At 57.6% G+C, this 19,373-nt stretch carries 21 protein-coding genes and 1 tRNA gene; 13 read left to right on the forward strand and 9 right to left on the reverse strand.

The features are described 5' to 3' along the window. Positions 1 to 53 precede the first annotated feature (53 nt). The 5 genes from GC177_00320 to GC177_00340 all read right to left on the reverse strand — a co-directional run bounded on the left by GC177_00320 (position 54) and on the right by GC177_00340 (position 4,362). The gene (locus tag GC177_00320; protein ID MBI1274403.1) at positions 54 to 1,034 is read right to left on the reverse strand and encodes a molecular chaperone Hsp33; all 981 of its coding nucleotides are present in this window, start codon (positions 1,032 to 1,034) and stop codon (positions 54 to 56) included. 177 nt (positions 1,035 to 1,211) lie between these two features. Then, positions 1,212 to 2,141 (reverse strand): ornithine carbamoyltransferase, encoded by a 930-nt coding sequence (gene argF, locus GC177_00325; protein ID MBI1274404.1) that lies wholly within the window; start codon positions 2,139 to 2,141, stop codon positions 1,212 to 1,214. A gap of 32 nt (positions 2,142 to 2,173) precedes the next feature. Then, positions 2,174 to 3,361: an acetylornithine/succinylornithine family transaminase gene (locus GC177_00330; protein ID MBI1274405.1), complete on the reverse strand. Its 1,188-nt coding sequence runs from the start codon at positions 3,359 to 3,361 to the stop codon at positions 2,174 to 2,176. Positions 3,362 to 3,483: 122 nt separating this feature from the next. Then, positions 3,484 to 4,266: a multidrug ABC transporter permease gene (locus GC177_00335; protein ID MBI1274406.1), complete on the reverse strand. Its 783-nt coding sequence runs from the start codon at positions 4,264 to 4,266 to the stop codon at positions 3,484 to 3,486. A 19-nt stretch (positions 4,267 to 4,285) separates the two neighbouring features. After that, positions 4,286 to 4,362: transfer RNA gene (locus GC177_00340), tRNA-Arg, on the reverse strand. A 162-nt stretch (positions 4,363 to 4,524) separates the two neighbouring features. Between GC177_00340 and GC177_00345 the strand changes: the two genes are divergently transcribed. Continuing rightward, positions 4,525 to 4,707 carry a hypothetical protein gene (locus tag GC177_00345; GenBank protein MBI1274407.1) on the forward strand — a complete coding sequence of 61 codons (183 nt, stop codon included), beginning with the start codon at positions 4,525 to 4,527 and terminating at the stop codon, positions 4,705 to 4,707. A 293-nt stretch (positions 4,708 to 5,000) separates the two neighbouring features. Further along, entirely contained in the window at positions 5,001 to 5,555 is a 555-nt protein-coding gene (locus GC177_00350; GenBank protein ID MBI1274408.1) for a DUF924 family protein, read from the forward strand. A 562-nt stretch (positions 5,556 to 6,117) separates the two neighbouring features. Here the strand turns inward: GC177_00350 and GC177_00355 are convergent. Genes GC177_00355 through GC177_00365 form a run of 3 tightly spaced genes read right to left on the reverse strand, consistent with a single transcriptional unit; the run spans position 6,118 to position 9,351 of the window. Further along, positions 6,118 to 7,722 carry a response regulator gene (locus GC177_00355; protein ID MBI1274409.1) on the reverse strand — a complete coding sequence of 535 codons (1,605 nt, stop codon included), beginning with the start codon at positions 7,720 to 7,722 and terminating at the stop codon, positions 6,118 to 6,120. Beyond that, positions 7,715 to 8,167, reverse strand: a complete 453-nt coding sequence (locus GC177_00360; protein ID MBI1274410.1) for a response regulator — start codon at positions 8,165 to 8,167, stop codon at positions 7,715 to 7,717. Before GC177_00360 ends, GC177_00355 begins: the two co-directional genes overlap by 8 nt. Next, complete coding sequence (locus GC177_00365; GenBank protein ID MBI1274411.1) at positions 8,164 to 9,351, reverse strand: PAS domain-containing protein; 1,188 nt, start codon at positions 9,349 to 9,351, stop codon at positions 8,164 to 8,166. The genes GC177_00360 and GC177_00365 overlap by 4 nt, the downstream gene beginning before the upstream one ends. 1,357 nt (positions 9,352 to 10,708) lie before the next feature. Here GC177_00365 and GC177_00370 point away from each other — a divergent pair. The 6 genes from GC177_00370 to GC177_00395 all read left to right on the forward strand — a co-directional run bounded on the left by GC177_00370 (position 10,709) and on the right by GC177_00395 (position 13,744). Further along, positions 10,709 to 11,185 (forward strand): periplasmic heavy metal sensor, encoded by a 477-nt coding sequence (locus GC177_00370; GenBank protein MBI1274412.1) that lies wholly within the window; start codon positions 10,709 to 10,711, stop codon positions 11,183 to 11,185. Positions 11,186 to 11,249: 64 nt separating this feature from the next. After that, positions 11,250 to 11,927, forward strand: a complete 678-nt coding sequence (locus GC177_00375) for a sigma-70 family RNA polymerase sigma factor (protein MBI1274413.1) — start codon at positions 11,250 to 11,252, stop codon at positions 11,925 to 11,927. Next, positions 11,914 to 12,243: a hypothetical protein gene (locus tag GC177_00380; protein ID MBI1274414.1), complete on the forward strand. Its 330-nt coding sequence runs from the start codon at positions 11,914 to 11,916 to the stop codon at positions 12,241 to 12,243. The genes GC177_00375 and GC177_00380 overlap by 14 nt, the downstream gene beginning before the upstream one ends. Next, positions 12,240 to 12,797 carry a periplasmic heavy metal sensor gene (locus tag GC177_00385; protein MBI1274415.1) on the forward strand — a complete coding sequence of 186 codons (558 nt, stop codon included), beginning with the start codon at positions 12,240 to 12,242 and terminating at the stop codon, positions 12,795 to 12,797. The genes GC177_00380 and GC177_00385 overlap by 4 nt, the downstream gene beginning before the upstream one ends. Before the next feature lie 125 nt (positions 12,798 to 12,922). After that, positions 12,923 to 13,102 (forward strand): hypothetical protein, encoded by a 180-nt coding sequence (locus tag GC177_00390; protein ID MBI1274416.1) that lies wholly within the window; start codon positions 12,923 to 12,925, stop codon positions 13,100 to 13,102. A 3-nt stretch (positions 13,103 to 13,105) separates the two neighbouring features. Then, positions 13,106 to 13,744, forward strand: coding sequence for a helix-turn-helix domain-containing protein (locus GC177_00395; protein ID MBI1274417.1), 639 nt, complete (start codon positions 13,106 to 13,108; stop codon positions 13,742 to 13,744). Positions 13,745 to 13,948: 204 nt separating this feature from the next. Here the strand turns inward: GC177_00395 and GC177_00400 are convergent, their stop codons facing one another. Continuing rightward, on the reverse strand, positions 13,949 to 14,350 hold the full coding sequence (locus GC177_00400; protein MBI1274418.1) for a hypothetical protein: 402 nt from the start codon (positions 14,348 to 14,350) through the stop codon (positions 13,949 to 13,951). A 230-nt stretch (positions 14,351 to 14,580) separates the two neighbouring features. Between GC177_00400 and GC177_00405 the strand changes: the two genes are divergently transcribed. The 5 genes from GC177_00405 (at position 14,581) to GC177_00425 (ending at position 19,302) form a co-directional block, all read left to right on the forward strand. Further along, entirely contained in the window at positions 14,581 to 16,083 is a 1,503-nt protein-coding gene (locus tag GC177_00405; protein ID MBI1274419.1) for a DUF853 family protein, read from the forward strand. Then, positions 16,080 to 17,345, forward strand: coding sequence for an MFS transporter (locus GC177_00410; protein MBI1274420.1), 1,266 nt, complete (start codon positions 16,080 to 16,082; stop codon positions 17,343 to 17,345). Before GC177_00405 ends, GC177_00410 begins: the two co-directional genes overlap by 4 nt. A 163-nt stretch (positions 17,346 to 17,508) precedes the next feature. Beyond that, complete coding sequence (locus GC177_00415; protein MBI1274421.1) at positions 17,509 to 17,712, forward strand: DUF465 domain-containing protein; 204 nt, start codon at positions 17,509 to 17,511, stop codon at positions 17,710 to 17,712. A gap of 50 nt (positions 17,713 to 17,762) precedes the next feature. Beyond that, on the forward strand, positions 17,763 to 18,245 hold the full coding sequence (purE, locus tag GC177_00420; protein ID MBI1274422.1) for a 5-(carboxyamino)imidazole ribonucleotide mutase: 483 nt from the start codon (positions 17,763 to 17,765) through the stop codon (positions 18,243 to 18,245). Between the two features lies 1 nt (position 18,246). Then, positions 18,247 to 19,302: a 5-(carboxyamino)imidazole ribonucleotide synthase gene (locus GC177_00425; protein MBI1274423.1), complete on the forward strand. Its 1,056-nt coding sequence runs from the start codon at positions 18,247 to 18,249 to the stop codon at positions 19,300 to 19,302. The last annotated feature ends 71 nt before the right edge of the window (positions 19,303 to 19,373 follow it).

A 19,373-nucleotide genomic window follows, 5' to 3' on the forward strand; every position in this document is an offset into this window, starting at 1 on the left:
TGTTCAGTATGTCACTGCATTGAGCCGAACATGGCCGTGCTGTGAGCAGGCTCCTAGGCCTTGCCCAGCAGCTCGTTCAGCAAAAACACATGGTTCGTGTTGCAGAACTGGCAGGTCACTTTGAGCGATCCTTCCTCGGCCAGCTCCTCCAGCTCGCTGCCATCCATCGTTTTCAGCACATTTTCAATGCGCTCGCGGTTGCAGCGGCAGCCCGCGCTGATGGCCGTCTCCTCGTATACCCAGATACCATCCTCATGAAACAGCCTATACAGCATGGTGTTAGGCATCATGTCGGGGTCGAGCATCTCCTGCTCGGTCAGGGAATCCACGAACATGATCGTGCGGTTCCAGTCGTCATCCTCCGCACTGATGGCGGAATCTCCATCCTCCATCGGGTCGGGAAGAATTTCCGGCTTGAAATGCTCCTCATCTGGCAGACGCTGCACCATGATGCCCGCCGCCCGCCAGCGCGCCTTGTCATCATAGCGCGTGCTATGGCCGATCATGGTCTTGATATGAACATTAAACTGGTCGGACTGGTGCATGTAACGCAAACAGCAATCCGTCAGATCATCGCCGGAAAGCTCCACAATGCCCTGATATGGCTGCTTGCCTTGCAAATGGTCCAGCGTGATGCAAAGATAACCCTTGCCGAACACATCCTTCATCGCGCGCTTGATGGAGACATTCTCCTCAAAATACTTCTGCCCCTCTTCGGAAAGCTCGGCATAGCCGCGCAAGGTGCCATCCGCCGTGATATCGGTCACCATCAGCCTCACCGGGCCGTCGCCCTGCACCTGAATGGTGATGATGCCGTCATGCTTCAACGACCGGCTAAGCAGCCCGGTGATAAGCAGTTGCTCGGCCAGCAGGTGCGATACCGGTAATGGGTAATTATGCCGGTGCAGAATATCGTTCACCGCCTCCGAAAGGCGCACAAATCTCCCATGAAGATGGGTTTTGTCGATCAGAAATGGCAGAATCATGTCCTGCCCGATGACCGATGGCGGCGGTTGATTATCGTTGGAAACCATGAGAAAAGTCTAACAGGCCAATATTAATAAATTAGATAGGGTTGTCATGCGATGGAGAATGAGCCGAAAACAGTGAATATGCGAGCACCGAAGCGGAGCGTACACTTTCGTACGTGAGCATCGTAGCGCAGCAAAATCGCTGTTTGCAGGCCATTATACGTCGCATGAGAGCCCTATCTATCCCTGAATGCCCAGGCAGTGCAGCAGCACGGCTTTTTGGACGTGGAGTCGGTTCTCCGCTTCATCGAACACCACAGAGCGATTTCCATCAATCACCCCCGGCGTCACTTCCTCACCCCGATGTGCTGGCAGGCAATGCATGAAAATAGCGTCTTCCGCCGTGTTCATGAGGAATTCATTCACCTGGTAAGGCTTTAGCGCCGCCTTTTTGGCCTGCGCGTCGCCCTTTTCCTCATCTCCCATCGACATCCAGGTGTCGGTCACAATAGCCTGGGTGCCCTTCACCGCCGCCACCGCGTCGGTAAAAAACTGAATGCGCCCGCTGGAGCTGGCTTTCTGGCTCTCGGCCCAGTCCACCACCTTATCCAGCGGCCGGTATGCCGTCGGGCAGGCGATATTCAGGTTAAAGCCAAACAGAATGGCCGCGTGGATGTAGGAAATCAGCACATTATTGCCATCCCCGACCCAGGTCAGCGTCTTGCCGGCAATCGGCCCCTTATGCTCTTCAAATGTCAGTATATCCGCCAGAATCTGGCAGGGATGGCTGTAGGAGGTCAACCCGTTGATAACGGGAACGGAAGCGGAAGACGCCATTTCCAGCAAGGTAAAATGTTCGCGCGCGCGGAACATGATGATATCCACATAACGTGACAAAACCCGCGCCGTATCGGCGATCGACTCCCCACGCCCAAGCTGGGAATTCTGGCAGTCCAGCTCCATCGCATACCCGCCGAGCTGGCGCATGGCCAGGTCGAACGACACACGTGTGCGGGTGGAGTTCTTTTCAAAAATCATGGCGAGCGTCTTGCCTTTAAGCAGCTGCTCGTTACCGCCCGCCTTGAAATCAGCCTTCAGCGAGACGGCCGTCTTGAGGATATTCCGCAACTCATCGCCGGTAAAATCGGCAATATCCACAAAATGCGGCATGATGGCGCTCCTTCTTTAATTGATTCGTTTCGTTACGCGGCGATGCTTGCAGCGGCAAGCTTTTTACAGCATCGGTCGATTTTATCCACTGCTTCGTCAATATGCGCCTTTTCCACGATCAGCGGCGGCACGATGCGAATGGCCTGATCGGCCGCCCCTACCGTCAAAAGCCCCTCTTCCCGCAGCAGTTTTACGAAAGGCGCAGGGTCGCTGTGCAAACGCAGCCCGCGCATCAGCCCTTTACCGCGAATTTCATCGATCTGTTTGGGATAGGCGGCCTTCAGCGCTTCCAGCTTCTGCCCCAGATAATCACCCATCTCTGTCACTTTTGCCAGAAAACCCGGCGCGGTGATGATGTCCATCACGGCATTGCCCACCGCCATCGCCAGCGGGTTGCCGCCATAAGTCCCCCCGTGCGAGCCGGGGTTCATAGCCTTGGCCACATGCTCTTTCGCCAGGCACGCCCCCAGTGGAAACCCGCCGCCGATGCCCTTGGCCACCGCAATCAGGTCCGGCTCCACGCCCGCCCATTCATAAGCGAACATCTTGCCCGTGCGGCCCGTGCCGCACTGCACCTCATCGGCAATCAGCAGCAGTCCGTGCTCCTTGCACAAAGCGGCCAGCCCCTGCAAAAATTCCTTGGTTGCCGGGCGAATACCGCCTTCGCCCTGGATCGGCTCCAGCGCAATCGCCGCCGTTTGCGGGCCGATGGCCGCCTTCACTGCGGCCAGATCATTCAGCTCCACATGGTCAAACCCATCCAGCAGCGGCGCGAAACCGTCCGTCAGCGCCGGTTTGCTGGCCGCCGAGATGGTCGCGATCGTCCGCCCGTGGAAGCCGCCTTTCATGGTGATGATGCGGTAACGGTCCGGCTGGCCGATGAAATCGAAATATTTGCGCGTCATCTTGAAGGCCGCTTCCATCGCCTCCGCGCCGGAATTGCAAAAGAACGCCGTATCGCAGCAGCTCACCGCCACCAGCCGCTCCGCCAGCTTTTGCTGGCCGGGAATCTGATACAGGTTAGAGACATGCCACAGCGTCTCGGCCTGCTTTTTCAGCTCCGCCACCAGATGCGGGTGGCAATGGCCAAGCGAATTCACCGCAATCCCGCTGGCGAAATCCAGCATGGTACGCCCGTCATCCGTATGCAGATACACGCCCTCACCGCGCAACGCGCCGAATTCGGTGCGGTTATAGACCGGTAGCACAGCAGGAATCATCGCAACCTCCCGAGGCAGCCTGATAGGCAGGTAAATGGCCAGTCAAAACGCTGGAATTCCGCATTAGGACAAGGGGGCCGGGGGGTCAATAAGATAATGATCCCACCTGAAAGGGCCGGCTTTTAGCTTTTAAGGCGATAACCTGTTTTAAATAGCCAATAGGTCGACGCCCACAGAATCAGGTTCATCACCGCCAGCAGCGGCATGCCGATTTCCACCGCCCCGTCCGAATGGCCGATCATCCCGTAGCGGAATCCGTCAATCATATAGAAAAAAGGATTGGCATAGCTGATATGCTGAAAGAATTTCGGCAGCGCCGTGATGGAATAGAATGTCCCCGAAAGGAACGCCAGCGGCGAGATGATGTAATTGGTAATCGCCGACATCTGGTCGAACCCTTGTGACCACAGCCCCGAAAGCACGCCGACCAGCGCCATCATCATGGAAGCCATCAGCACCATGTAAACCGCCACCCACGGGTGCTGCACCTCGGTGGGGATGAAAAAGGAAACGCCCAGCCACACCACCAGCCCCACCGCCAACCCGCGCGTGATGGCCCCCATCATGTAGGCCAGCGTGATCTCGTGCGGCGAAAGCGGCGGCATCAGCACATCGATAATCGTGCCCTGGATCTTGGAAAGAATGAGAGAGGAGGAGCTGTTGGCAAACGCATTCTGCACCACCGCCATCATGATGAGACCGGGCGCGATGAAAACGCCGAACGGCACGTCGCCGTTGGTATCGGTGATCACGCGATGGTCCCCTCCAAGCGCCAGCATGAAAATGGCCAGGAACAGAAGCGTGGATACCAGCGGCGCGATCAATGTCTGGTTCCATACCTTGCCGAAACGCCACACCTCGCGCTTATACATGGTCCATGTGCCGAGCCAGTTGCTGTCCTTCATACAATCTCCGTCTATAATATGGCGTGCCCGGAGGGACTCGAACCCCCGACCGTCTGCTTAGAAGGCAGATGCTCTATCCAGCTGAGCTACGGGCACAGGCCTGTGCGCAGGGTGTAGCATGCCGCGATGCCTCTGGCTAGATTCCGTGACGCCACACGTTCGCACTGCGCCGAAGCCTTTCACATGGGAAAAAGATATGGCCGCGCCTAGGATCGCTTCTCATTCAAAATCATTTGGGTGTCAGGAAAGGGCATGAACATGTCTAATAACAACCAAAACAACAATAATCAGAGCCAGAAACCCGGCAACGATATGAAAACCCCTTCAAACGATCAGGGTTCTTCTAAAAACCTCACCGAAGCCGAAAAAGCCGAAGCTGCAAAACGCAACGAAGCCGGCAAAGAGAACGAACAGAAGAATGAGCAGAAAAAAGCCTCTTAATGGCTGACGCGAATAGCGTTGTTTATTCTGAAAAGCCCCCTGCCTTAACCTAAGCAGGGGGCTTTTTGCATGTTCGCATGGCAAAAAGATACCCCATTCTTCTAAGCTTGTGTGCTTATCCATATAAAGGAGGCGGCCATGCCTACCATCCCTGCCAAACCCCACGGCTCGCCACCACAGCCCAGGCAACCTGAAAAGAAAGACCCGGTTCCCGATAAAAGCTATACCGTGGATATCGGCGACAGCCTGGAGATACCCGCCCGCCAGCAGACAACCACCATGCACCCGCTTTCATGAGCCCACAAACCGTCACTCCCCAGCAGGTGCTGGATTTCTGGTTTGCCCCCGGCCGTGAGGAACAATGGTTTGCCCCCTCACCGGCGCTGGATGAGGAAATCCGCGCGCGCTTTGCTCAAGTCTATGAATCGGCTCGCTCCGGCAAATTGCAGGCATGGAAAAAAACACCCGAAGGACTATTGGCCCTCATCCTTGTACTGGATCAATTCCCCCGCAACATGTTCCGAGACAACCCCCAGGCCTTCGCCACGGACAGGATGGCCATCGATCTGTCTCGACATGGGCTGGAACATGAACAGGAACTGCACCTGCCCCCGATCTGGCGCATTTTTTTCTACATGCCCCTGATGCACAGCGAAATGCTGACTGAGCAGGAACTGTCGGTGGCCATGTATGAGCGCCTCGGCTTCCCGGCCAATTTGGAATTCGCCCGTCAGCACCATTACATCATCAAACATTTCGGGCGCTTTCCACATCGCAACCACATCCTGGGGCGCGCATCCACGCCGGAAGAGGAAGAATTCCTCACCCAGCCCGGTTCCAGCTTCTGATTAACATCCGGCATCAAAACGACCGCTACGTCATCAGGCAATCCGCCGCTTGTTTATCCAGTGCTTATAAAACTCCGCCTTCGTCATCATTGTTCCCTTATACCCCTGCCGGTAAGTTGGAATCGTATTGCTTGCGTCGGTTTTCGGACTACGCACCCTGTGTTCCGGCTCTTGCTGGAATTAGCGATATCGCCCCTTCCCCCAACCTTGTCTCGGACGAGGGTTTGGGCAAGAGGCATCCTGTTCGTCATTTCCTTCCACTTCGGTGGTGGGAAGTTATCATCGCCGGTCATGCCAATTTCCCTCGAACATTGGTTATCTCGCCGGCGCGGTAATCCCCGGTTTATCCGGGGATGACGACATGGGAAATTCCTCCCCGTCCGGGGGCGCCTTGTCGCGAGCATGGGCGCCTTCCGGCATGGACGGAACCTTTGGTCTTGTTTGAACGTTGTTGACAGTTTTGCACGTTGCTTGCCCTCCCTCAGGTCGACGTGCGCCCCCTTTTGTTATACAAAAGGGGGCTTTTGTCGTTTTAAGATCGTTTCAACAAAAACCTCGCGGCCTAAGCGGCAACCGCGCGAAACAATATCTTATCCTCCTGCTCCTGCTGCAGCTGAAGGTCCGTCTGGCTGTCGATCACCTGTTTCAAATCCTCAAACCGAACCGGCTTCACCAGATACCCCACCGCCCCGAGTGACTTGGCATACTCGATATCCCCATCCACGCAGGAGGTCGAGCACACCACAACCTTCACCCGTTCCATAAGGTTGAGCTGCCGCATCCGCTCCATCAGTTCAAACCCGTCCATCTTGGGCATGTTGATATCCAGCAGCATCAGGTCATACATGCGCCCCTTGCGCGATGCGCGAATCAGCATGTCGAACGCCTCCTGCCCGTCCCGCGCCGCATGCAGGTTGCAATGCATGCGCGGATATTCAAACAGCATGATCTTGCTCAGTTCCAGATCCGTCTCGCTGTCATCCACCAGCAGCACATTGGCCATGGCCGCCGTGGGTGTCGGTTTTCTGCGCGGTTTAGCGGGGCGGATGATTTCCAGCGCCGACACTTCCAACGGCTCGCTCTGGTCTTCCACCGCCTGCAGCTCTTTGGGCAGAATGAACTGGAACATCACCCCGCCCGATGCCGCCGGCTCATACCATATCTTTCCGCCGTGCGATTCGATGATTTTTTTGCAGGTCGCCAGCCCCAGGCCCACGCCGCGCTCGTTTTCCTTGGCGATACGTTTGAATGGCTGAAACACGGTGTCCGCATGCAGCGAATCGATACCCCTGCCGTTATCGCGAATACGAAACAGCCAGTGGTCCGTCATATCCACGGCGGAAATATGCACCTCCGGCCGCACATCGCAATAGCTGATGGCGTTGGAAAGCAGGTTCTGCAGCACCTGGGTCAGCTGTTCGCGGTTGGCATCCAGCCGGGGCAGCGGGCTGCTGCTGATGGTGGCGCCACGCTCGGCTATCTGCGTTGAGAGCCGCTCTTTCACTTCCTGTAACAGGTCGCTCAGGTCGCAGCTTTCCTTGGTCACGGCCTCTGTCGTATCCAGCCTTGTATAAAAATAGACCGTCTCAATCAGCATGCTCATGTAATCCGTCGCGCGGCGGATATTGCCAAGATATTCGTTGCCCTTGTCCGTCAGCTTTTCCCGTTTGCCGAGCAGGCTCAAAAAAGAATGCACAATCCGAAGCTGCCCTTTCAGGTCATGCGCCATGGCGCGGGCGAATATCTCCAGCGAATTATGCTGCTCGTCCACCCGTTGCTGCATGGCGCAATATTTCATCGCCACCAAAATGGCATGCTCCAGGGTCTCCGTGGTGATCGAACCTTTGGTGATGTAATTCTGCGCCCCTTCGCGGATGGCGCTCACCGCAAGCGTCTCGTTTCCCTGCCCGGTCAGCATCACCACGGGTAAATACGGATATTTGCTGCGGATGCGCTTAAGCACCTCCACCCCGTTGCGCCCGGGCAGTGAATAATCCAGCAGCACGCAGGAGAACGCCTGCTCCTTCAGCATATCAAACCCTTCCTCGCCGCGCTCGGCTTCCGTGAGCTGATAACGCGCATACGCGCTTTTCTGCAGTGTACGGCGATAAAGCAGGCGGTCATCCTCATTATCGTCAATTACCAGGATGCTGAGTGTTTCAGTCATGGCGTGCCTCCTTGGGTAATAAGGCGATTTCAAACCAGTATTCCTTCAGCCGCTTGATGGCCTCAATCAGCCCTTCAAAACTCACCGGCTTCTGCACATACGTATTCGCGCCCATCTGATAACAGGCCTCCACATCACGTTCGTCGTCCGATGTGGTGAGAATGATTACCGGCACGCGCTTCAGCGACTTGTCCTGCTTGATGTGATGCAAGGTCTGGCGCCCGTCCATACCGGGCATGTTGAGATCAAGCAGCACAAGCCCGGGCAGTGCCTGCCCCTTTCCGGCGCTGTGTTTCAGAAAATCCAGCGCCTGCTGGCCGGATTGCGCCCAGTCCACCGGGTTATAGAGGCTGGCTTTTTTAAAGGCGCGCATCGTGGCCTCGTAATCGTCGGGGTTATCCTCCACCAGCAGGATGCTTTGCACGTTTTTGTTCCGCTCGGTCATGCCGCGTCTCCCTGAAGGATGGTGAAGAAAAAGCTGCTGCCCTTGCCGGGCTGTGATTCAAGCCAGATGCGCCCGCCATGACGCTCCACGATTTTTTTAACAAAGGTCAGCCCCACGCCCGTACCGGAAACCTCGCCCGAACCAGCGGGCTGAAGCCGTTTGAAGATGCGAAATATTTCCTGATGAAACCCGGGATCAATGCCCAGCCCGTTATCCTTTACGTAAAACACTGTGGCTGCCCTACCGCCTGCCATATCCGGCTCGTCGAGAAACCCGATCTCCACCTTGGGCGCCTTCTTGTCGTTATATTTCACCGCATTGGTAATGAGATTGCGAAACACCTCCGTCATGCGCGGCCGGTCGCATGTCATCCGGGGCAGTTCACGCGGAACTACTATTTTGGCTTTGCGTTCCTTCAACGTGCTTTCCATCATCTGGGTTATCTCATCCACCACCGCGTTCAGGTTTACTTCCTGTATGGCAAGCTGAGTGCGCCCAAGGCGGGAGAAATAAAGCAGGTCGTTCACCAGGTTTTCCATGCGCTGACACAATTGCGAAAGCCGCTGCAAACGGTGAACCCCGTCCTCGTCCAGCTTGTCGGTGTAATCCTCCATCAGAAAGGAGGCATGGTTGAACAGCCCACGCAGCGGCTCCTTGAGATCATGCGAGGCGATATAGGCGAAATCATCCAGCTCCTGATTGCTGCGCTCCAGTTCGTGAGTATAGCGCAACAGCTTCGCTTCCATGCGCTTGCGCTCCGTAACATCGGTGGAAATACCGCAGATGGCGTAAAGCTGCCCCACGGCGTCATACAGCGGAAACTTCACCGTCACATAGGTATGGTCGCCATCCGCTTGCGGGGCGACTTCCTCAAACTCCATGGCCGATCGCTGTCGCTGCACCTGCAGGTCGTTTTCCCGGAAAGCATCGGCATATCGTGGGGCAAAAATGTCGTAATCCGTTTTCCCGAGCAACGCGCTCTCATCAAAATCGCCGAGCTCCAGAAAGCTCCGGTTCAGCTGCAGGTAACGGCCATCCAGGTCCTTGATGTAAACCGGCATGCCGCAATGGTCCATAATAGCCTTGAGGCGTTGTTCGTCGCTTTCCTTCAATTGCTCCTGCATGCGCCGCAATTCCGTGATGTCCCGAATCACGCCCACCAGCACTGGCGTTCCGTCCGGCATGGTAAAACTGGCCTTCTTGGTGGACAGCGTATGATGTTCACCCGCTGCGTCCGTCAGGGTTTCGATATTGATGTTGGATTGGCCCGTATTCAGCACCAGTTCGTCTTTCTGCCAGAAAATATCCGCCTGGTTTTCCGGAAAGAAATCATAATCCGTCCTGCCCAGTACCTCTTCTTCCGCCCTTCCCATCAGCTGCCACAGCGCCTTGTTTCCGTCGATGAAGCGATGCTGGCTGTCCTTCACAAAAATAGGGTCTGGCACGTGATCAAGGATGTTTTTCAGAAACGCGCGCGAGCGGGCCGTCTCGACAGAATGCTCATATGCCTGCCGTTCCATGCGCCGCGCCTTGCGCCAGTGATGCATCACCGTGCAGATCGCGGCAATCATGCTCACATAAAAAAGCACCACCGTGCCGAACATCAGCAGCCTGTTGCGTCGCTCATGTTCGTTATCCAGCCGGATGCGCCGCTGAAGCAGGGCATTTTCCTCCTGTTTCATGCGCTGCATCTGCTGGCTGGAATGGGCAATCAGCTTGCGCGCCTTCTGATGATAGGGCTGCGAAAGCAAAAGCTCCTCTTCCTGCTCATGCGCTTTTACATGGTCCAGATAATCGAGTATCGCCGCTTCCCATGCTTCCAGGTTTTCCTGCTGCATGGCATTGTCTGACACCATGCCCTGCAAACGCCCGATGGAGGCCTTGATATCCTCCTCCGGCACATCAACATTCAGCTGGCTGGCTGGCGGCCTTGCGGTGGCCATATCCACCGCCTTGGCATGCACCCCGGCATGCACATCCATCAACTGCCCGTGAAGCTTATCGATCTGCGAGGAAACCTCATACCCATGCTCCACCAGATGACGCGCGTTTTCCAGCAGGCGTGCCTGTTCGTTAAACGCCATCACCAGAATAACGGCAAAAAAACTGATCATGAGAACGGCAATTTTCCCGCCATGCCTGTAAAGCATGCTCTCCGCATCCGCCGATGCCGCTGGTTGCCGTTCAGCCATCCGCATATCCTTGCACACCACCACCGCACTTGAATAAGCGGCATGGATTTATCGATACTAAACAGAATGATAGTAAATTTGATATCAAAAATCCGTGTGAAAACGCAGGCCAGCCTGTTTCAAAACGGTATAAATGCATCCATCCGCGCATAAAACTCCCTGACAATAAGCGCGGCTTTCTGCGAAGCCTTAAAAAGAAGAAGCGGCTATTATGCTGATTTTTCGTCGCTATTCAACATCAACCTTACGTTGAACCCATTTTCCCTCATCCGAACGAAGGGTTCCACCCCACGGGTCGTAATAATGGGTGAAGAGCACAGATTGTCTCTAACGCTATTAGGAGTAGACCATGCGTAAATTACTCACCACATCCGCCATGCTTGTCGCCCTCGCCACCAGCGGCATGGCCCTTGCCGCCGATGATGCAAAGCATGACGGCCCGCCGTCGCATATGAAGGAGGCCCTGGCTAAATTGCCAGAATCCAAGCGCGAACTGGTGGAAAACACCTTTAAATCCATGCACGAGCAAGGCAAGGCCTCCCACGAGCAGATGAAAAAGCTGCATGATGAGCTCAAAGCCATCATGGTCGCGCCGACATTCGACAAAGCCGCCTACCTCGCCAAGCACAAACAGCTGGCCGCCCTGCGCAATCAGGAAATGGAAAAACGCGAGCAGGCCATGGCCGATCTCGCCAGCAAGCTCACGCAGGATGAACGCAAGACCCTGGCCGATGCCATGCCCCACCCCGGCATGCACCGTCCCGGTGGAAAATTCGGCAAGCATGCGGACAAGGGCGACGCCCCTGACGCACCTCCCGCCAACTAAGTGCTCGACGGCCGCCTCTTTCTCCGGAAGGGGGCGTGCTACCCCGATATGAAGACATATTCCTATGGATTTCATATACCAATTGCCACACGAGGCTGTAGACTATGCCACTCCCATACATAGGCCACACATGCACACAGCCTGGACCGATAAACCCGACGCGGAACTTCTGGAGCATATCCGGGAGGGAAGCCAGCACGCCTTCGGCGTCCTGGTGCGCCGCCACACCAAACGTTTCTACGCGCTTGCCTACCGCACCTTGGGCAACCGCGACGAAGCGGAAGACATTGTTCAGGAAGCCTTCATCAAGCTCTGGCAGAAGCCCGACATTTGGCAGCCTGACCGCAATGCGCAGTTCACCACCTGGTTCTACCGGCTGGTTCTCAACCAGTGCCTGGATGAATTGAAACGCAAAAAACCCCTGCCATTACTTGAGAATTTCGACATGGCCGACGACAGCATCACCCTTCAGGACGAGGCTCTTTCCATCAAGCAGCAGCAACGCATGCTGGAAACCGAGATCCGCGCCCTGCCCGAACGCCAGCAAACAGCGCTAAACCTGTGCTTTTATGAAAAGCTCAGCAACAAGGAAGCCGCCAGCATCATGGGAATCAACCCCAAGGCGCTGGAATCGCTTCTGATGCGCGCAAAAGCGACCCTGAAAAGCAAACTCACCCATGCGGGAAGCGCATCCGCTTCCCTGCCCACCACCGAACCGGGAGGCACCTATGAAGCCGCATGAACGCCACGATGATCTGGATGCGTTTCTCAACAAGCGCGCGCTGTTTCCTTACCGTCATGAGCTGGAAGACCGCATCATCCACGCGGCCGTTTCCCTGCCGCAGCAGCGCCGCATGCCCACGCCCGCCACGCTGTGGCAGCTGCTGGCGGAATGCTTCACGCCAAGGCCCGCCTATGCGCTCGCCAGTGCCATGGCCATCGGCCTGATGCTGGGTCTGGGCACCGTCAACACGTCGGTCAGCATCACCGGCGGCACGGATGCCGTGCAGAAAACCGCTTTTTACGATACGCTTTACGATGAGGGGGAAACGCTATGAACACCAAAATCAAATTCATCATCCTCGGTTCCGTTCTGCTGAACGTGCTGCTGGTTGGCTTTATTCTGGGCCAGTCCCTGCATAAGTTCGGCCCGCCACCGCCCCCGCCTCCGCTTGAGGAAGCCGCACTGGCCCGCCTCTCCCCCGAAAAGCGGCAGGAGGTGGAAAAAATCATGGAGGAAATGAAGGAGGATGGACGTGCCATGCGCGAAACCGTGCGCAAGGAACGCGAAAAAGTGACCGACATCCTCAAGGCTGAAACATTCGACGAAGCTGCTTACCGTGCCCAGCTCGACAAGGTCGGTTCCATCTACCGCGCCCGCAAGGATAAACTGGCCAACCGTATTGCCGAACTGGCCAAAACCTGGCCCGCCAGCGACCGCGCCGTTCTGGCCGATCTGTTGCGCCGCCCGCCTGTTCCGCCGCACGGCCCGGGCCCGCATGGGCACGATGGCCCGCCGCCTCCCCCTCCAGGTGAAGGCCCCGATGGCGAAGCTCCACCGCCACATGGCGGCCCGGAAGGGGAAACCGCCCCACCTCCACCGGCTGAATAGCCGCAACCAACCCTGCGGAATCCCTCTCCGCAGGGTTTTTTGTTGCAGCGCGTTCCAAGATAATGTATAGATATCCAATATAACGGATATGCACCAACGCATACCGAACAACACGGAAGACGAACATGTCCCAAGCTCAAGTGATTGATTTTTCCCGTTATCAACAGAAACGCACGCCCGCGCAGCCGTCTCAGGCTGCCGCCGCCTCCCCCATCAGCTGGGTGCCGGTATGGGTCGTGCTCCCCATGGCCATGCCCGCAGCCCTGCTGCCCGCCATCTGGGGCCAGCTTCCCTACGGCGGATAGCCCATGGCGCGTAAACCGGCGGCACACTCCTCAGATACGCACGTTACCACGGAAAACGCGTCCCCATTGAATGAAACGGAAGCACTGGCCCTGTCCATCGGCGCCAACCTGCGCCGCCTGCGCACGCGCCAGGGTCTTTCGCTGGAACGTCTGGCCGCCCTCTCCGGCGTCAGCCGCGCCATGCTGAGCCAGATCGAGCTCGGCAAATCCGTCCCCACCATCAGCCTGCTCTGGAAAGTCTCCAAGGCGCTGGATGTGCCCTTTTCCGCCCTGAATACGGACTATATCTCCCAGGGCAACCGCGTACTTCGTGCCGACAAGGCCAAAATCCTCACCTCCATGGATGGCAGCTTCTCCTCCCGCGCGCTCTTCCCGCACGATGAAAGCCGCAAGGTGGAGTTCTACGAGTTGGAGCTGAAAGAAGGCGCGAGCGAGGAAGCCGACGCCCACGCCCCCGGCACCATTGAGAACCTCGTCGTCACCCGTGGCGAGGTGGAAATCGACGTCGGCAGCGAGACCTACCGCCTGCGCGAGAAGGACGCCATCCACTTCCAGGCCGATGCCTACCACGTCTACCGCAACATAGGCGAAGGCACCGCCATCATGTACCTGGTGATGGTCTATGCCGAGCCGGTCGGCTAGGGCCTACTTCGCCTGCCGCTCCGCCACCGCCTGTTGCTCCGCCTGATAATTGTCCCACCACACAGTCAGCGCCGTCCACCCCACTGCCAGCGCGATGGCGAGGATCAGAAAATTCGGGTTCCGCTGCGACTGTTTGCTCATATCGCCAGATAAACAAAAAGGGCGCCGGAAATCCAGCGCCCTTTTACAACTATAAATCACCAGTTAGGCAGACTTAGCTGCGGCCTTGCCTTCCGGCATGTTGCAGCACATGTTCATGCCATTGGCCATCATCATCACCGGCATGCCCATTTTCATCATGCTGTTCATGCGGTCGCAGCATTCTTTCAGCATTTCCATGGTCATGCCGCCCATCGGGCTGATCTTGCAGATCATGCCGTTCGGCGCCATTTCGCAGGTCATGCCGCACATCATCATCGGCATCATCATCGGCATCATCATGTTCTGGCCCATCATGCCGTTCATCATCTGCGGCATCATGTTCATGTAGTTCATCGGCATCATGCCACCCATCATGTTCGGCATCATGCCGTTCATCATGCCATTCATCATGTTGGACATACCGTTCATCATGTTGTTCATCATCTGTGGCATCGCGTTCATCATAATCAACTCCTGAAAATCATGGTTTACATCCGGCTGCCTGCGTTGGCTCGCCCGTTCATTTCCACCACTAGATACAGCCCATCCCTCTCAACACAAGCATATGAACAACCAGCCTGAAACTTTGCTCCAATATAACGGCCCCACCTCCGTTTATGTTGGAAAAAACGATGTTTGCCGAAGCATGTAAGACCATGTAAACACGATGGAGATCATACACAGGAACAGACCGAATGACACAGGCCGCGCTTGCCACCTCCCCCGCCACGGCGGAAGAAATCCTCTTCGGCTACGACAATGATAAAAACCCCATCACCCTGCCGCTGCGCTTCGCCAACCGTCACGGCCTCATTGCAGGCGCCACCGGCACCGGCAAAACGGTGACGCTTCAGCGCATGGCGAAGCAATTCTCCGCCGCCGGCGTGCCCGTCTTCATCACCGATATCAAGGGCGAATTCTCCGGCATCAGCCAGCCCGGCGGCATGACGCCTCCCGTGGCCAAACGCCTGGAATCCCTCAGCATCACCAACTACCCTTTCCGTGGTTACCCCACCGTGTTCTGGGATGTGTTTGGCAAAGAGGGCCATCCGCTACGCACCACCATGACGGAGCTGGGCCCGCTTCTGCTCGCCAAGCTGCTCAACCTGTCGGAGGCGCAGTTCAACTCCCTCTATTCCATTTTCAATCTGTCCGACAAAGAAGGCCTCGCCCTCATCGACCTTAAGGACATGGAGGCGATGACCGCCTACATCATCGAGAATTTCAAGGAAGTCGGCTCCCAGGCAAGCATCCCCGCCAAAGCAACGGTCGCCGCCATCCAGCGCCAGCTTATGCCGCTCAAGTCCGAAGGCGGCGACGCCTTCTTCGGCGAACCCGCGCTCAACGTGATGGACCTGCTCCGCGCCGCCCCCACCGGCGAAGGCTACATCCACGTGCTGGATGCCAGCAGCCTGGTCAATAAACCGGCCATGTATGCCACCAGCCTGCTCTGGCTCCTGGCCGAACTGTTCGAAAACCTGCCCGAAGCCGGCGATCTCGCCAAACCCAAAATGGCCCTCTTCTTCGATGAGGCCCATCTCCTCTTTCGCGACACGCCTCCCGCCCTCATTCAGAAGATCGAGCAGGTCGTGCGCATCATCCGCTCCAAGGGCGTCGGCGTGTATTTCGTCACGCAAATCCCCGACGATGTGCCCGATGCCATCCTCGCCCAGCTCGGCAACCGCGTACAGCACGCCATGCGCGCCTTCACGCCCAAGGATGCCGAATCGGTCAAAAAAACCGCTGCCACCTTCCGTCCCAATCCGGAAATCAACCTGATGGAAGCCCTGACCTCCCTGCCCGTCGGCGTGGCGCTGGTTTCCACCCTTGGCCCCGATGGCGCGCCGCAGCCGGTGGAAACCTGCACCGTGCTGCCGCCGCTTTCCACCGTCGGCCCCGCAGCCCCGGGCGTCAAACAGGCCATGCGCCAGCAAAGCCCCTATTTCTCCATCTACGAAATCGCCAACGACCGCGAATCCGCCTACGAGCGACTTGCCGCCCGTGCCCAGCAGGCCGCCCCGGCCGTCACCGCACGCGGCACATCCGCACCGGCCAGCCCCTGGCAGAAACCGCTGGAGCAGATCGCCACCTCCGCCGCCCGCAGCCTGGCCACCCAGGTCGCCCGCAGCGTCGGGCGCGAACTGATGCGCGGCCTGCTCGGCTCGCTCTCCGGCAGCAGCAGCAACCGTCGCCGATGAGCCAGCCCTCCTCCCTTCGCAAAACCCTGCTCTCAGGCATGATCGGCAACGGGCTGGAATGGTATGACTACGCTCTTTACGGCCAAATGGCCGTCATCCTCGGCAGGCTCTTCTTCCCGGGTGAAGACGCCACCTTGCAATTGATGGCCACCTACGGCGCCTTTGCCGCCGGTTTCATTGCCCGCCCCTTCGGTGGCATCCTTTTCGGCTGGCTGGGGGACCGCTATGGCCGCCGAAAGGCGCTGACCCTTTCCATCCTACTGATGGCCGCCTGCAGCGGCGCCATCGGCCTCATGCCCACCTATGCGCAGATCGGCCTACTCGCGCCTGTCCTACTCACGCTCATCCGCATCATCCAGGGCCTTTCCCTCGGCGGGGAATTCAGCGGCGCCATCACCTACATGGTGGAACACGGCCCCACGGAAAAACGCGGCCTCGTCGGCAGCGCCGCCATGGCCAGCCTCGTGCTTGGCTTTCTTGCCGGTTCCCTCGTCGCCTGGTTCTTTATCGAACTCATGCCCACCGAAAGCTTTGAAAGCTGGGGCTGGCGCATTCCTTTCATCCTCGGCATCTTCATCGGCCTGGCTGGTTTCTACATCCGCCACCAGTGCGACGAAAGCCCCGTCTACGAACAAGCCCTTGCCGAAGGCCTCCTTTCCGAACGCCCGCTGACCGAGGTCCTCACCCGGCATATCAAACCCCTGCTCCAGGGTGTGGGCGTCTATTTCCTCGTCACCATGCCCTTTTACATGGGCTGCGTTTATTTCATCGGGTTCAATAAGGACCATCTCGGCCTGGACATGAAACAGGCCATCACCATCAACAGCCTCTGCATGTTCTCCATGCTGCTGATGGTCCCCCTTTCCGGCTGGCTGTCGGACCGCTTCACCCGCCGCAAAACCCTGCTGATTCCACCTGTCCTGTTTTTGCTGTTCAGTTACCCGCTCATGCAGTGGATGCAGCAGGGCGATGTCATGCAGGTCACCATCGCCCAGCTTATTTTTTGTGCCATGGTCGGCCTTCAACTCGGCCCCGTGCCCGCTCTGCTGGTGGAGCTCTTCAGCACCCGTGTGCGTTGCACGGGCATGTCGCTGGCCTATAACATCGCCGCAGCCAGTTTCGGCGGCACTGCGCCCATCGTCAGTCTCTGGCTCATGAACCATTACGGCATCGGCGCGCTGGCGGCCTACATCATGCTGGCCGCCCTGTGTGGCGGGCTGGCCATGCTCACCTACCGCGACCGGTCGCATCTGCCGATTTAGTATATGAGCAAAGCGAGCCACTTAAGAAGCAACAGCCCGTTTCTTCCTCTCAACACGTTCCATCGGAGCAAAGGGCTATTGCATAAAACACACGTCTCCATTAATCGGCTGGAAAGAATTCAGCCGTAATAATGCCAGCTTCAGCATATTTAAGGGTACTCACGTGGGTCAGGTAGATAAGGAAATACAAAAAGAACTCGACCACGCCGTAGCTCAGCACCGTCGCGTGGATCTGAAAATCGATGATCTCATGTCCCAGGCCGTGCCGGACATGCTGACCATCCAGCGCCTGAAAAAGGAAAAACTGGCCCTGAAGGACGAAATCGCCCGCCTGCGCTCGCAGCTTACGCCCGATATCATTGCCTAGGCCGTATAAACTCGGTATAAGACCTCCCTCACATTTCGGAGTCCTTCCACATGAGCGACGTCGCCATTATCATGGGCAGTCAAAGCGACTGGGAAACCCTCTCCCACGCCGCCAAAATACTGGAAGAGCTCGGCGTGAGCTTTGAAAGCAGCATCGTCTCCGCCCACCGCACCCCCCTGCGCATGGTGGAATTTGCCCAGAAAGCCGAAGAAAACGGCGTGAAAACCATCATCGCCGGTGCCGGCGGCGCTGCCCATCTGCCGGGCATGGTCGCCTCCCTCACCCATTTGCCCGTGCTCGGCGTGCCCGTGCAAAGCAAGGCCCTCAGCGGCATGGACAGTCTCCTTTCCATCGTGCAGATGCCCGGCGGCGTCCCCGTCGGCACGCTGGCCATCGGTGAGGCGGGCGCCAAAAACGCAGCCCTTCTTGCTGCCTCCATCCTGGCGCTGAACGACAAAGCGCTCTCCACCAAACTCAAATCCTGGCGTGCGAAGCAGACGGAAAGCGTCGCCCTCCATCCCTCGTCCAAATAATATGCTGAAACCCGGCGGCACCATCGGCATTCTCGGTGGCGGCCAGTTGGGCCGCATGTCCGCCATGGCCGCCGCCCGTATGGGCTATCACTGTCACATCTATTCCCCTCAGGCGGATGAACCCGCTTTCGAGGTCGCCCGTTTCGGCACCGCCGCCGCCTATGACGACCACGAAGCCCTGCAGCGCTTTGCCGAAAGCGTGGACCTCATCACCCTGGAATTTGAGAATATCCCCGCCGACACGGTCGGCTTCCTTGCCAACCTGCGCCCCATGCGCCCCGGCTGGCGACTGCTCCACATCAGTCAGCATCGTCTGCGCGAGAAGCAATTCTTCCAGTCCCTCAACATCGCCACCGCCCCCTTCGCGGAGGTCAACAACCTGCCGATCCTGCTGGAAGCCCTGAAAACCATCGGCACCCCCGCCATTTTGAAAAGCTCCGAATCAGGCTATGACGGCAAGGGCCAGGCCACCATCAAACATATCACGGAAGCCGAGGAAGCCTGGAACACCATCGGCCAGCGCCATGCCATCCTTGAAGGCATGGTGAAGTTCGAGCGCGAGATCTCTGCCATCGTGGCCCGCAACCGGCACGAGACCAAGTGCTTCCCCATCGCCCACAACATCCACCGCCACCACATCCTGCATCAGAGCATCGTACCCGCGGGCATTCCCGACCATGTGGAGAAACGCGCGCAGGAAATCGCCCTCACCATTGCCGATGCCGTGGAACTCGAAGGCATCCTGGCCGTGGAAATGTTCGTCACCGAAACGGGCGACATCCTGGTCAATGAAATGGCGCCCCGCCCGCATAATTCCGGCCATTGGACACTGGATGCCTGCGTCACCAGCCAGTTCGAGCAGCATATCCGCGCCGTCTGCAACCTCCCGCTGGGCGATGTCTCCATTCTCCGCCCCGCCCGCATGACCAATCTGCTGGGCGATAACATCAACGAATGGGAAACCTGGCTGAAAAACCCCAGCGCCAAATGGCACCTCTACGGCAAACATGAAGCCAAACCCAGCCGCAAAATGGGCCACGTGACGGAACTGCTCTAGCCGCCATCACCGCTTCTTAGCTTTCCTAGCAAGGCTTGAGGCTAGATAAAGCCGTCATTCTCGGGCGCGAA

Source organism: bacterium, from assembly GCA_016124905.1.
Lineage (GTDB): Bacteria > Pseudomonadota > Alphaproteobacteria > Rickettsiales > RI-342 > RI-342.